The following is a 13,361-nucleotide window of genomic DNA, read 5'->3' as shown; positions in this document are numbered from 1 at the left end:
ACCGGGCCAGGACGCGTCCGCAGCCCGGTTCAGAAGGCCGCGACGGCCGTCCTCGGCGCGGAGGCCAGGCGGAGGCCGACCTCCACGAGCGTCCATCCGACGCGGGCGCGCAGCCGGTGGGGCCGGGCCGCGGCCGTGAGCCGGTAGGTGTCCGCCTCGGCCCGCAGCTCGGCGGCGCGCAGGTGGTGCAACTGGAGTTGGGTGTCCGGGTGCATCGGTGTGACCTCTCTTCGATGGGTCGAGCGTCGGGATCGGGCGTCGGGATCGGGCTTCTTCGGTGTGAGCCGGCGCGGGCGTGGCCCGGTGACTCAGTCGGACGCCTGCGGGAACACGTGGGTGTGGAAGCGCAGTTGGGCCGCCTCGGTGTCGTCCTCGGGCCGTTCGAGGGCGGCGTAGCGCTCCAGCAGGGCGTGCATCCTCTCGATCAGTTCGCGGGACTGCGCCGGGGTCAGCCGGATCGTGAAGTCGCTCATGTCGGTGGCGCGGGTCCAGTCGTCGGACCAGTCGTCCCGCGTGCCGAGCCAGGTCGACAGTTCGCGGGCGTGGCTGGTCGCGACCTCGTGCAGGAACATGTCCGCCGCCCCGCGCACCGCCGGGTCCGGGTCCTTGAGCAGTTCCTCGTCGAAACCGAGCCCCTGGTCGGCCGCCTGCCACCAGCGCTCCCGCCCCTTGCCCCGGTCCGGCGCGTCCTCGACGAAGCCGTGCGCGGCGAGCTGGCGCAGGTGGTAACTGGTCGCCCCGCTCGACTCGTTCAGCCGCTCGGCGAGCATCGACGCGGTGGCCGGGCCGCGGCGCCGCAGGCTGCTCAGCAGCTCCATGCGCAGCGGGTGGGCGAGGCCGCGCAGGGAGCGGGCGTCGAGCCGCCGGTGCTGCGGCGGTGCCGGCGGCAGGGGCGGCTCCGGCGGGAGAGGGGCGTTCGGGGGGTGCGGTGGCTGCTGCTCCGTCATGCGTACAAAGGTAGCGTTGCAAAGACTCCCTTGCAACGGTTTCTTTGCAACTACTTCTTTGGATGGCCGAGGATTGCCGGATCGGCCCAACCGACCCCCGGGGCAACCGAGTTCACGGGCACCCTCAGTTCTGCTTCACGAACCCCTCGGACGTCATCCAGGCCAGAGCCACCTCGTGCGGATCCTGGCCCTCCACGTCGACCTTGGCGTTCAGGTCCTGCGCCACCGTGTTGTTCAGCGCCTTCGTCACCGGCTCGATGACCTGGGCGATCTGCGGATACTTCTTGAAGGCCTTGGCGTTGACCACGGGCGCGGCGTTGTAGTTGGGGAAGAACTTCTTGTTGTCCTGCATCACCTCCAGGTTCATCGACTTGATGCGCCCGTCGGTGGTGAACACCTCCCCGTACGTGCAACTGCCCTTCTTGACCTGGGTGTAGATGATCCCGGTGTCCATCTGCGTGACGTTCTTCGCCGGGATCGACATGCCGTACGCCTTCTCCATGCCCGGCAGTCCGTCGGCCCGGTTGGCGAACTCGCTCTCCACGCACAGGGTGACGGCGCTCGGGTCCGACTTCGACAGTGCGGCCACGTCGGAGAGCGTCTTCGTGCCGTACTTCTTGAAGTTGGCCTGGTTCATGGCGAGCGCGTAGGTGTTGTTGAGGACGGACGGCGGCAGCCAGACCACGCCGTTCTTCGTGTCGGCGTCATGGACGGCCTGCCACTGCTTCTGCGGATCCGGGATCGGCTTGCTGTTGCCGAGGTAGGTGATCCACGCGGTGCCCGTGTACTCGTACGTCGCGTCCGCGTCACCGTTCTTGATCGCCTCGCGGGTGCCGATCGACCCCTGGATGCCGGTGCGGTCGATGACCTTCGCGCCGGCCGCCTGGAACGCGATGCCCATGATCGCGCCGAGGACCAGCTGCTCGGTGAACTCCTTCGACGCCACCGTGAGCGTGGCGCCCTTGAGGGGCTCGCCCTTCCCGACGGTGCCGGGCTCGACGTCGTCGGTCATCGGGGAGCCGCTGGTCAGCCCGCAGCCGGACGCCAGCACCAGCAGCCCGGCGAACAGCGCGAGGGTACGGGTCCTTCTCGTCGGCCCGGTCACTTCCCCACCTCCAGCCCGCGCGGCCGCAGCAGCAGCTCCGCCAGCGACGCCAGCCAGTCGACCAGCAGGGCGAGAGCGACCGTGAGGACGGCGCCGAGGACCAGGACCGGCATGCGCTGGGTGGTGATCCCGGTGGTGATGAGGACGCCGAGTCCGCCGCCGCCGCCGAAGGTGGCGAGGGTCGCGGTGCCCACGTTCAGGACGAGTGCCGTACGGACACCGGCGAGGATCAGCGGAACCGCCAGCGGAAGCTCGACCCGGGTGAGCACACCCATCGGCGACATCCCGATGCCGCGGGACGCCTCCAGCAGGGTCGGGTCGTTCGCGTTCAGGCCCGCGATCGTGTTGGACAGGACCGGCAGGATCGCGTAGATCGTGATGCCGATCAGGGCCGACTTCTGGCCGGTGCCGAGCCAGATCACCAGGAGCGCCAGCAGACCGATCGCCGGGGTCGCCTGCCCCATGTTGGCGATCGTCATCGCGATCGGGGTGGCTTTCCGGAACGCCTTGCGGGTCAGCAGGATCCCCAGCGGGATCGCGATGATCAGCACGAAGAACGTGGAGATCGCCGTCAGCTGGATCTGCTGCCACAGGGCCTTGGACACCTGGCCGTTCGACAGGGCGTTCTTGGAGATCGGGTCGAGGTCCGCCTGCTGGAACCAGAGCCAGGTGCCCAGCAGCAGGGCGATCAGCAGGGCCGGCAGGAAGGTCAGCTTCTGCCAGCCGATCCGCCGCCTGGGCGGCTCGGGCGAAGGGGGCGCCTCCCGCTCGCCCTCGCCGTCACCGTCGCTGTCGTCGCGGAAGGCGAGCCCCTTGACCTCGTGCTCGCCCTCGGGGCGATGTTCCGTGGGGGGAGTGTTCACGCCTTCGCCTCCCCGCCGTCGACGCCCTCCTGCTCGAACTGGGTCTGCTGGGCGCGTGCCTCCTCCAGCTCGTGCTGGTGCTCCATGGCCTCCAGCCGGTCGGCCTCCAGGAGTTCGTGCACGGAGTTCATCAGGGTCTCCATGTCGACCACCCCGGTGTACTCGCCGCGCCGTCCGGTGACCGGCACCCGGCCCGAGTTGTCGGTGAGGACCGCCTCCAGCGCGTCCCGCAGGGTGGCGTCCCGGGTCACCGTGTCGTGCACCAGGGTGCCCGCCCGCGCCAGCGAACCCTTGGCCCGCATCAGGTCGCCGCGCCGCAGCCACTTGTACGGGCGGCCCCGCTTGTCGAGCAGCAGGATCTCGTTCGTGCCGCTGGAGCGGAGCTTGCCGAAGATGTCCTGGAGCGGGTCGTCGACGGTGACCGTCGGATAGTCGGTGATCTCCACGTCCCGGACACGGCTCAGGTTCAGCCGCTTCAGAGCGGCGCCCGCGCCCACGAACCCCGAGACGAAGTCGTCGGCCGGGTTGGTGAGGATCGCCTCCGGGGTGTCGAACTGCGCGATGTGCGAGTGCTCGCGCAGCACCGCGATCCGGTCGCCGAGCTTGATGGCCTCGTCGAAGTCGTGGGTCACGAAGACGATCGTCTTGTGCAGCTCGTGCTGGAGCCGGATCAGCTCGTCCTGGAGGTGGTCGCGGGTGATCGGGTCCACCGCGCCGAACGGCTCGTCCATCAGCAGCACCGGCGGGTCGGCGGCGAGCGCCCGCGCCACCCCGACGCGCTGCTGCTGGCCTCCGGAGAGCTGGCGCGGGTAGCGGCCCTGGAACTCGGAGGGGTCGAGGCCCACCAGGTCCAGCATCTCCTCGACCCGTGCCTTGATCCGGGCCTTCGGCCAGCCGACCATCTTCGGGACGAGCGCGATGTTCTGGGCGACCGTCATGTGCGGGAACAGCCCGGACGACTGGATCGCGTACCCCACCTTGCGGCGCAGCTTCACCGGGTCCATGTCGGTGACGTCCTCGCCGCCGATCCGGATCCGACCGCTGCTCGGCTCGATCAGCCGGTTGATCATCTTCAGGGTGGTCGACTTGCCGCAGCCGGACGGCCCGACGAACACGACGAGTTCGCCCGCCTTGATCTCCATGTTGACGCTGTCCACGGCCGCGTCCCGGCTGCCGGGGTAGCGCTTGGTGAGGTTCTCCAGCTCGATCGTGGCGCCCGTGGTCGACGAGGCGGCGGCGTCGGAGGCGGTGTCGGGCCGCTCGGTGCGCCCGGTGGTGTCGGCGGTCTCAGGCACGGATCCCCCTCGGGATGGTCAGCCGGCCGATCAGGACGTACGCGGCGTCGAACAGCAGCGCGAGGATGATGATCCCGACCGTGCCGGCGAGCACCTGGTTGAGCGCGTTCTTGCTGCCCAGCGAGCTGATGCCGCGGAAGATCTCGTTGCCGAGTCCGGGACCGGAGGCGTAGGCGGCGATGGCCGCGATGCCCATCAGCATCTGGGTGGAGACCCGGATGCCGGTGAGGATCGGCGGCCAGGCCAGCGGCAGTTCCACGCGTACCAGCCGGGCCGCCCGCGACATGCCGATCCCGGTGGCCGCGTCGACCAGCGAGGGATCGACGCCGCGCAGACCGACGATCGCGTTGCGCACGATCGGCAGCAGCCCGTACAGCGTCAGGGCGATGACCGTGGGCGGAACACCCAGCCCCACGATCGGGATCAGCAGGCCGATCATGGCGAGCGAGGGGATGGTCAGGATCGCGGAGGTGGTCGTGGTGGCGAGGTTGCCCGCCCAGTCGCTGCGGTAGGTGAGGACACCGATCAGCACCCCGATGAGGGTCGCCACGACCATGCACTGGAAGACCGCGCTGGCGTGTTGGTAGGCGTCCGTGAGCAGCTGCTCGTGGCGGCTGCTCAGGTACTCCCAGAAGTTCACGCCACGTCACCTCGGTCACTCGGTTCAGTGCTCGGTCGCTGCCTGTTCCACGAGCGGGATGATCCGCAGCGGAACCGGGTTCTCCATGACGATCGCCGTGGACGCCCGGACGATGCCATCAAATCCGACAACCCGGTCGATCACCCGCTGGAGGTCGGCGTTCGAGCGGGCCACCAGCCGGCACAGCATGTCCCCGCTGCCGGTGGTGGTGTGCAGCTCCAGGACCTCGGGCACGGTCGCCAAGTGGGCCCGTACGTCGGCGCCTTGGCCCTGCCGGATCTGCAGGGTGGCGAACGCGGTGACCGGGTAGCCGAGCGCCGTCGGGTCGACCTGCGGACCGAAGCCCCGGATGACGCCATTCGACTGAAGGCGGTCCATCCGGGCCTGCACGGTGCCCCGCGCGACCCCGAGCCGCCGCGACATCTCCAGCACGCCGATGCGCGGCTCCCGCGCCAGCAGCACGAGCAGCCGCCCGTCCAGATGATCGATCGCCACAGGTGCCTCCGGGATGGTCATCATGTACAGAAAGCCCGCCGGTGTGGGCCATCCGCTGTACAGATTGTTCAGCTGATACGCGAACTATTGCGCACCTTGCGGAACGGCGGGAGTCTGCGGCCATGACGCAGACCACAGACCACACCCCCGACACCGCCCGGCAGGCCGACCCCTTCCCGGTGAAGGGGATGGACGCGGTCGTCTTCGCCGTCGGCAACGCCAAGCAGGCCGCGCACTACTACTCCACGGCCTTCGGCATGCGGCTCGTCGCCTACTCCGGACCGGAGAACGGCAGCCGCGAGACGGCGTCGTACGTCCTCGAGAACGGCTCGGCGCGCTTCGTCTTCACCTCGGTGATCAGGCCGACGACGCCCTGGGGCACGTTCCTGACCGAGCACGTGGCGGAGCACGGCGACGGCGTCGTCGACCTCGCGATCGAGGTCCCGGACGCGCGCGCCGCGTTCGCGTACGCCGTCGAGCACGGCGCCCGCGGGATCGTGGAACCCCACGAGGTCAAGGACGAGCACGGCACGGTCGTCCTCGCCGCGATCGCCACGTACGGCCAGACCCGCCACACCCTCGTCGAGCGCACCGGCTACGAAGGCCCCTACCTGCCCGGCTACGCGGCCGCCGACCCGATCGTCGAGCCGCCCGCCAGGCGCACCTTCCAGGCCGTCGACCACTGCGTCGGCAACGTCGAACTCGGCCGGATGAACGAGTGGGTCGCGTTCTACAACAAGGTCATGGGCTTCACGAACATGAAGGAGTTCGTGGGCGACGACATCGCGACCGAGTACAGCGCGCTGATGTCGAAGGTCGTCGCCGACGGCACGCTCAAGGTCAAGTTCCCGATCAACGAGCCCGCCGTCGCCAAGAAGAAGTCCCAGATCGACGAGTACCTGGAGTTCTACGGCGGCGCGGGCGTCCAGCACATCGCGCTGAACACGAACGACATCGTCGAGAGCGTCCGCACCATGCGCGCGGCCGGTGTCCAGTTCCTCGACACCCCCGACTCGTACTACGACACCCTCGGCGAGTGGGCCGGCGACACCCGCGTCCCCGTCGACACCCTGCGCGAGCTGAAGATCCTCGTCGACCGCGACGAGGACGGCTATCTGCTGCAGATCTTCACCAAGCCGGTCCAGGACCGTCCGACCGTCTTCTTCGAGATGATCGAGCGGCACGGCTCGATGGGCTTCGGCAAGGGCAACTTCAAGGCCCTCTTCGAGGCGATCGAGCGCGAGCAGGAGAAGCGCGGCAACCTCTGACCGGGTGAGGGCCGGCCGCCGACGGCGGCCCGCCGAGACAGGTCGACCCCCTCGGGTCCGGTGGAGGCGCGGCATCCACCGGACCCGAGGCGTCTGCGGCGTCGACCGCGCCCGCCCGCAGGGGTGTTCAGCGTGCCGCCGACGGCTCCGGCGCGGGAGCCGAGGGTGAGCGCGGAGCGGCCTGCGCGACGGCGGGACCCGAGGACGACGGACGCGGCGCGGGCCGCGGAGCCGCCGTGCCCGGCGCACCGGCAGCCCCAGCGGCCTCCCCCGACTCCTCCTCGCCCTCCGACGGCTCCGGCGGTCCCTCGCCCGGCGGTTCGCCCAGCGCCGCCAGCGCCCCCTGCGCCGCGGGCACCAGCAGCGGCGAGAAGTACGGGTTGATCCGCAGCGCCTCCGCGAGATGACGGCGGGCCGGACCCGTCTTCCCCAGTCCCCGCTCGATCTCCCCCCGGTGGTACGCGTACAGGGCGCTGCGCACCTCGCCGCCGTGCTCCTTGTCCATGGTCCGGGTGGCGAACGTCAGCGCCTGCGCGTCGTCACCGGCCCGGTGCAGCGCCCAGCCCAGCGCGTCCGCGACCGCGATGCCGGGCTGCCGGTCCCACTCGGCCCGCAGCCGCCGCACCGCCTCCTGCGGATCGCCGTGGTCGGCCTCCAGGAACCCGAGGACCAGCTCGTCGTCCACCCCGCCCGCCGCGTCCCGCCGCACCAGCTCCCGCACCAGGTCGTACTGCACGCGCGCCGCCCCGGGGAGCCCCAGCTTCTCGTACAGCTCGCCCAGTTCCAGCGCGTAGCGCGGCGCGGGCCGCTTGGCGAGCGCCCCCTGATAGGCGCGCAGCGCCTCCGAGGTACGCCCGAGCGCGACCAGCGCGCGCCCCTGGCCGGCCAGCGCGCCGTGCTCGTCGGGGTCGGTGTTCACCGCCGCCCGGTAGTGGTCCAGCGACTCCTGGACGTCACCGCGCTCCCACGCCAGCCGCCCGCCCAACTGGAGGAAGGCGGCCTGCTGCGAGGCCGTCGTCGCGCCGGCGGTCGCGTCCGCGATCGCCGCCCCCGCGTCCTCCCGCCAGCCGCGGTCCCAGTAGGCCCGCGCCGCGACCGCCTGCGTCACCGGACCGGACCGCAGCGCCAGCAGCTTGTCGAGTGCCCTGCGCGTCGCCTTGTGGTCGCCGAGCCCGGTGTACGCGTCGACGAGCGCCGGATACGCCGTCCACCGCCTCGGCGCCAGCTTCACCGACGCCTCCCCCCACTGCTTCGCGGCCCGGAAGTCACCGCGCGCCACCGCGAGCCCGGCGAGCCCGTCCAGCGCCGCCGCGTTGTCCTTCGGCCGGACGTCCAGCGAGGTGCGCAGCGCCTTCTCGGCCTTCGGGTAGTACGCGGCCGTCGCCGTCCGGCGCGCCTGCTCCGCGTAGGCGGTCCCGAGCACCGCCCACGACTGGTCGTCGCGCGGATGGGACCGCAGATGCGTCTCGCGGTCACCGATGAGCGCCGCCAGATCGGGCAGCGCGGCGGGCGCGCCGGCCCCCACCGCGGTCATCGCCCGGGCCACCGGACCGGGGGCGGGCGGCGGGGCACCGCCCGGACCCGTGGCGGGCAGCAGCACCAGCACACCGCCGAGCACGACACAGCCGACGGCCGCGCCGATCAGCACGCGCCGGGCGAGCGGCGAGCGGCCCGCACCCGCGGCCTCCGCCCCCGGCTGCCCGCCCGGCTCCCCGGATCCCGGACCTGCGGCGTCCCCGGACCGCGGACCCACGGGCTGCCCCGGCCCGGGCCCGGCGGGCACCGGCTGTCGCTCTTCGATGTCCATGCCGCTCACTGTGCGTCAGTACGAAGACCACATCCCGGCTTGCCAAGCCCCGCGCGGATGGGGTTCACACCGATGGCCCCGGGTGCGACCCTGTGATCATGAGCCGTATCGAAGCCCCGCGCGATGAGGACACGGCAGTGACCGGCGGCCTCGTCGAACGCCTGCTGGGCGGCCTGCCGGCCGAGGCCGTTCTCACCGACCCGGACGTCACGGCCGCGTACGCCAACGACATGGCGAGCTTCTGCGAGGCGGGCGTTCCCGCCGTGGTCGTCCTGCCGCGCACCGTCGAGCAGGTCCAGCACGTCATGCGCGTCGCGAGCGAGCTGCGCGTCCCGGTCGTGCCGCAGGGCGCCCGCACCGGCCTGTCGGGCGCGGCGAACGCCTCCGACGGCTGTGTCGTGCTGTCCCTCGTGAAGATGGACCGCATCCTGGAGATCAGCCCCGTCGACCGCATCGCCGTCGTCGAGCCGGGCGTCGTCAACGCCGCGCTGTCCCGCGCCGTCAACGCACACGGCCTGTACTACCCGCCGGACCCCTCCAGCTGGGAGATGTGCACGATCGGCGGCAACATCGGCACCGCCTCAGGCGGCCTGTGCTGCGTGAAGTACGGGGTGACCGCCGAGTACGTGCTCGGTCTCGACGTCGTCCTCGCGGACGGCCGGCTGATGTCCACCGGGCGCCGCACCGCCAAGGGCGTCGCCGGCTACGACCTCACCCGCCTCTTCGTGGGCTCCGAGGGCTCGCTCGGCATCGTCGTACGCGCGACGCTGGCCCTCAGGCCGCAGCCCCCGCAACAGCTGGTCCTGGCGGCCGAGTTCGGGTCGGCGCGGGCCGCCTGCGACGCCGTGTGCCGGATCATGGAGGGCGGCCACGTGCCGTCCCTCCTCGAACTGATGGACCGTACGACCGTCAAGGCCGTCAACGACCTCGCCCACATGGGCCTGCCCGAGACCACCGAGGCGCTCCTGCTGGCCGCGTTCGACACGCACGACCCGGCGGCCGACCTCGCCGTCGTGGGGGCGCTCTGCGAGGCCGCGGGCGCCACCCAGGTGGTCCCCGCCGAGGACGCGGCCGAGTCCGAACTACTGCTCCAGGCGCGGCGGTTGTCGCTCACGGCGCTCGAAGCGGTCAAGGGCACCACGATGATCGACGACGTGTGCGTGCCGCGCTCCCGGCTCGGCGACATGCTGGACGGCATCGAGCGCGTCGCCGAGAAGTACGCCCTGACCATCGGCGTCTGCGCGCACGCGGGCGACGGCAACACCCACCCCACCGTCTGCTTCGACGCCGCCGACCCCGACGAGTCCCGGCGGGCCCGCGAGTCCTTCGACGAGATCATGGCCCTCGGCCTCGAACTCGGCGGCACGATCACCGGCGAGCACGGCGTGGGCGTCCTGAAGAAGGAGTGGCTGGCCCGCGAGATCGGCCCGGTCGGCGTCGAGATGCAGCGGGCGATCAAGACCGCGTTCGACCCCCTCGGCATCCTCAACCCCGGCAAGCTCTTCTGAGACCCGGGGGCTACTCACCGTCCGCGGTCTCGTCCGACGGCCACGGGTCGCGCAGCCACAGGTCGTCGGCCGCCGCGGCCGCGCCCTGCTCCAGGGTGGCCGAGAGCCTCGGTGAGGGCGCGAGCAGCTCGGCGAGGCCGGCGTCGATACCGAGCTGCTCGGCCTCAGAGCCCGGGGGGACCACCCTCAGGGTGCGCTCCAGCCAGGCCGACACCTGCGCGGCGGGCGCTTCGAGCAGCGCGTCGCCGTCCGGTGAACTCAGCGCCATCAGGACGACGGACCGGCCGCCGACCTTCGTCGGCCACACCCGCACGTCGCCGTGCCCGCACGGCCGGAACACGCCCTCGACGAGCAGCTCGCGGGCGAACGTCCACTCCACGGGATGGTCCGAGCCGATGTGGAAGGTGATGTGGACGGCGTACGGGTCGTCGGTGCGGTACGTCAGCCGGGCCGGCACAGGGATGCTGCGCTCGGGCGACAGGACGAGCTTGAGCTCCAGCTCGCGTTCCACCACGGTGTGCATGTCGATGCCCTTCCCTTCGTCGTGCACAGGCCCCTGGGCGGGCCCGTACGAGTGGAGAGCGCGTCCGGGCCGGACCATTACGCGGGTCGGGAGAAGTTTTTTTTCCGGGCCCGCCTCCCTCCTTCTCGGACACCTGCCGGACAGCTTCGTGACTCCGCTGCCGTGAGGTGACGGATCCTTGCCCGAAAGGGGTGGGTACGGCGGGACCGGCCGTGACCCGCCCGCTGTTCTGGTAGATGTGGACCCCCAACACGACCCCCGAGCAGATACGGGACGACGGACATGAGCGCCCCAACCCCGGCACCCGGTGACGACAGGCCCCGCGAGGGGTACTACCCGGACCCGTCCATTCCTGGATATGTCCGGTACTGGAACGGTTCCGCCTGGGTGCCGGGCACCAGCCGCCCGGCACCGTCCGCCGGCGAACCGCTCGTCGCTCCGGCCGGAGTGCGCTCCGGCCACGTGCCCGGGCCCGCCCCGGCCCCGGCGGAGGAGACCGGCCCGCACTTCTTCGACGAGGACCCCGAGCCCCGCACGGCGACGCCCGCCGAGGCGCAGCACGGCAGCCGGCCCGAGCCGGCCGCCGCGTGGGGCGCCGACCGCTCCCGGCAGACCGGCTTCGGCGGCGAGCAGGACCGCCGGGTGTCGTGGGGCGCGCCGCAGGGACCCGACCCGCGGGTGCCGCGCTCGGCGGGGCCCGCCGACACGGAGTCCCGGCCCGACGGCGTGCCGGTCCACGCGGACGGCACGGCGACGATCCCGCCCGCCGAGCCCGCGGGCGGCGTGCCGTCGCCCGCGCCCGGCGGCCCGGTGGTCTTCCGCCGCCCGACCGGGCCGGTGCGGCCCGCGGACTCCGAGGGCCCGGGCGCCGTGGGCGGTACCGGCGGCACGAGCGGTACGGGGAAGGCGGGTTCGGGGACAGCCGACGGGCGGGCTCTGCCCGGGGCCGGACGACCCGCAGGCCCCTCCGGTACCCACGACCCCGCTCCTTCCGACGGGACGATGGCCATCCGCGCGCTCTCGCCGCGCACCGACCGACAGGGCGCGACGCCCGGAACGGGCACGGGCCGTACGCCGGAAACGGCGCCCGCCGCGTCCGGCCCGCCCGCCGCGTCCGGTCCTTCGGCCGGGGCCGGATTCGGGGCCGGGCAGGCGGCACAGGCGGCCGCGGCTCAGGCATCCGCCCAGGCTCCGGCCCAGACGCCCGCCCCCGCGTCCCCGTCCGCCGCGCAGGCCCCTCCCGCCCCCGCCGTGCCCCAACAGCCGGGTCCCGCAGCGCCGATGGCCCCCGGGTCCGGTGGCGGCCAGCCGTCCTGGGCCCAGCAGGTGCACCGGCTCGCGGGCGAACCTGCCGAGCCGGGGGCGCCGGTCACCCCGTGGAAGCCTCCCGTGGAGGACGTGTTCCAGGCGGCCGCGCGCCGGCAGTCGGCGGCCCGTCCGGCGGGCCTCGGCCGGCGTCTGGCCGCCCGCCTGCTCGACACCGTCGTCCTCGCGGCGGTCACCGGCGTGGCCGCCGTGCCGCTCGGCACCCGGGCGATGGACCACATCGCCGAGAAGATCGACGCGGCCAAGCTGTCCGGCGAGAAGGTCACCGTCTGGCTCCTCGACGGCACGACCTCCGTCTGCTTCGGCGGCATCCTCGCCGCACTCCTCGTCTTCGGCGTCCTCTACGACGCCCTGCCCACCGCCAGGTGGGGCCGCACCCTGGGCAAGAAGCTGTGCGGCGTCGAGGTGCGCGACATCGAGGCCCACGAACCGCCGACGTTCGGACGGGCCCTCGGCCGCTGGCTGGTCTTCAGCGTCCCGGGTCTCCTCGTCGTCGGTGTCGTCGGTGTCCTGTGGGGTCTGTTCGACCGGCCCTGGCGCCAGTGCTGGCACGACAAGGCGGCCCACACCTTCGTGGCCCAGGGCTGAGGGGGAGGGGACGGCGTCCGGGGAATCCCGGAAACCGTCCCCCGGACGGCCCCTCGCCGGATGCGGAGCCCGGGGGTTCGCGGTCGACTCGGGCCATGAGCAGCGAACCGCCGCCCCCGGGCCCTGGCCAGCCATCGGACGACGACCCGTTCACGAAGCAGCCCCCGCCCGCGCAGGGCGGGGGTTCCCCGTACGACCCGCCGTCCGGGGGCCAGCCGCCGCCCTACGGGGGCCAGCAGCCCCCGCCAGGCGGCCAGCCTCCCCCCGGTGGCCAGCCCCCGCCCTACGACGGCCAGCAGCCCCCGTACGGCGGTCAGCAGCCCCCTGGCGGCGGACCCTACGGCGGTCAGCAGCCTCCGTACGGCCAGGGCGGGGACCCCTACGGCGGTGGCGGTCCCTACGGCGGCGATCCGCTCGCCGGGATGCCGCCCCTCGCGGAGAGCGGCAAGCGCGTGCTCGCGCGCATCCTCGACATGATCCTGGTCGGCATCGTGGTGTGGCTGCTGTCCTGGGCGTTCGGTGTCACCGAGTACAACGTCGACTCGGACAAGATCGAGTACGGCAAGTCCTTCGGCCAGTCCCTGGTGGCCGCCGTGCTCTACGTCGCCTACGACACGGTGATGATCAGCCGGACGGGGCAGACCGTCGGCAAGAAGCTGTTCAACCACCGGGTCGCCAACCTCGACAACGGCTCGACGCCCTCCGTGCAGACCTCGCTGGTCCGCGCCCTGGTCCTGTGGCTGCCGTTCGCGTTCTGCTGCGCGTGCATCTGGACGGCCATCGCGGGCGGTTGGAGCTTCTTCGACAAGCCCTACAAGCAGGGCCTGCACGACAAGGCGGCCAAGACGGTGGTGGTCCGCACCGCCTGACCGGCAGGCCGCGGCGGCGGCCCGATCCTCGATCACGAACGGCGGGCCCGTACTGCACGGGCCGCGGTCTTCGAGGTGACGCCGTGCGACATCTCGTGCCCCGCGACGTCGAGCGCAACCAGCGGCC

At 72.3% G+C, this 13,361-nt stretch carries 14 protein-coding genes; 4 read left to right on the top strand and 10 right to left on the bottom strand.

Annotated features, from left to right (window positions below; translation table 11 throughout):
- Nucleotides 1–29: 29 nt before the first annotated feature.
- The 7 genes from AB0C62_RS24365 to AB0C62_RS24335 form a co-directional block, all read right to left on the bottom strand.
- Entirely contained in the window at nt 30–215 is a 186-nt protein-coding gene (locus AB0C62_RS24365) for a hypothetical protein (protein ID WP_362976397.1), read from the bottom strand.
- A gap of 93 nt (nt 216–308) precedes the next feature.
- Complete coding sequence (locus AB0C62_RS24360) at nt 309–947, bottom strand: helix-turn-helix domain-containing protein (protein WP_362976395.1); 639 nt, start codon at nt 945–947, stop codon at nt 309–311.
- 124 nt (nt 948–1,071) lie between these two features.
- On the bottom strand, nt 1,072–1,959 hold the full coding sequence (locus tag AB0C62_RS24355) for a glycine betaine ABC transporter substrate-binding protein (RefSeq protein WP_362976525.1): 888 nt from the start codon (nt 1,957–1,959) through the stop codon (nt 1,072–1,074).
- Nucleotides 1,960–2,048: 89 nt separating this feature from the next.
- Entirely contained in the window at nt 2,049–2,915 is an 867-nt protein-coding gene (locus AB0C62_RS24350) for an ABC transporter permease (protein ID WP_362976393.1), read from the bottom strand.
- Nucleotides 2,912–4,123, bottom strand: a complete 1,212-nt coding sequence (locus AB0C62_RS24345) for a betaine/proline/choline family ABC transporter ATP-binding protein (RefSeq protein WP_241539896.1) — start codon at nt 4,121–4,123, stop codon at nt 2,912–2,914. The genes AB0C62_RS24350 and AB0C62_RS24345 overlap by 4 nt, the downstream gene beginning before the upstream one ends.
- A 79-nt stretch (nt 4,124–4,202) precedes the next feature.
- Nucleotides 4,203–4,850, bottom strand: a complete 648-nt coding sequence (locus AB0C62_RS24340) for an ABC transporter permease (protein ID WP_362976391.1) — start codon at nt 4,848–4,850, stop codon at nt 4,203–4,205.
- 24 nt (nt 4,851–4,874) lie between these two features.
- A complete protein-coding gene (locus AB0C62_RS24335) occupies nt 4,875–5,345 on the bottom strand; it encodes an Lrp/AsnC family transcriptional regulator (protein WP_179165248.1) in 471 nt (156 codons plus the stop codon).
- Nucleotides 5,346–5,467: 122 nt separating this feature from the next.
- Here AB0C62_RS24335 and hppD point away from each other — a divergent pair, with 122 nt between their 5' ends.
- A complete protein-coding gene (gene hppD, locus AB0C62_RS24330; protein ID WP_362976389.1) occupies nt 5,468–6,613 on the top strand; it encodes a 4-hydroxyphenylpyruvate dioxygenase in 1,146 nt (381 codons plus the stop codon).
- Nucleotides 6,614–6,740: 127 nt separating this feature from the next.
- Here the strand turns inward: hppD and AB0C62_RS24325 are convergent, their stop codons facing one another.
- Nucleotides 6,741–8,420, bottom strand: coding sequence for a hypothetical protein (locus AB0C62_RS24325; protein ID WP_362976387.1), 1,680 nt, complete (start codon nt 8,418–8,420; stop codon nt 6,741–6,743).
- 92 nt (nt 8,421–8,512) lie between these two features.
- On the opposite strand from AB0C62_RS24325, the gene AB0C62_RS24320 reads away from it, so the two are divergent.
- On the top strand, nt 8,513–9,928 hold the full coding sequence (locus tag AB0C62_RS24320; protein WP_362976385.1) for an FAD-linked oxidase C-terminal domain-containing protein: 1,416 nt from the start codon (nt 8,513–8,515) through the stop codon (nt 9,926–9,928).
- 10 nt (nt 9,929–9,938) lie between these two features.
- Here the strand turns inward: AB0C62_RS24320 and AB0C62_RS24315 are convergent, their stop codons facing one another.
- Nucleotides 9,939–10,451 (bottom strand): SsgA family sporulation/cell division regulator, encoded by a 513-nt coding sequence (locus tag AB0C62_RS24315; RefSeq protein WP_362976523.1) that lies wholly within the window; start codon nt 10,449–10,451, stop codon nt 9,939–9,941.
- A 282-nt stretch (nt 10,452–10,733) separates the two neighbouring features.
- Here AB0C62_RS24315 and AB0C62_RS24310 point away from each other — a divergent pair, with 282 nt between their 5' ends.
- Entirely contained in the window at nt 10,734–12,365 is a 1,632-nt protein-coding gene (locus AB0C62_RS24310; protein WP_362976383.1) for an RDD family protein, read from the top strand.
- 95 nt (nt 12,366–12,460) lie between these two features.
- Nucleotides 12,461–13,234, top strand: coding sequence for an RDD family protein (locus AB0C62_RS24305; protein ID WP_362976381.1), 774 nt, complete (start codon nt 12,461–12,463; stop codon nt 13,232–13,234).
- A 32-nt stretch (nt 13,235–13,266) separates the two neighbouring features.
- Here the strand turns inward: AB0C62_RS24305 and AB0C62_RS24300 are convergent.
- The coding region (locus AB0C62_RS24300) for a hypothetical protein (RefSeq protein WP_362976521.1) at nt 13,267–13,361 on the bottom strand (95 nt) is incomplete at its 5' end.

Origin of the sequence: Streptomyces sp. NPDC048643, assembly GCF_040650615.1 — a bacterium.
Lineage (GTDB): Bacteria > Actinomycetota > Actinomycetes > Streptomycetales > Streptomycetaceae > Streptomyces.
The sequence above is the reverse complement of the archived record's forward strand: the minus strand, read 5'-3'. Positions and strand labels throughout refer to the sequence as shown.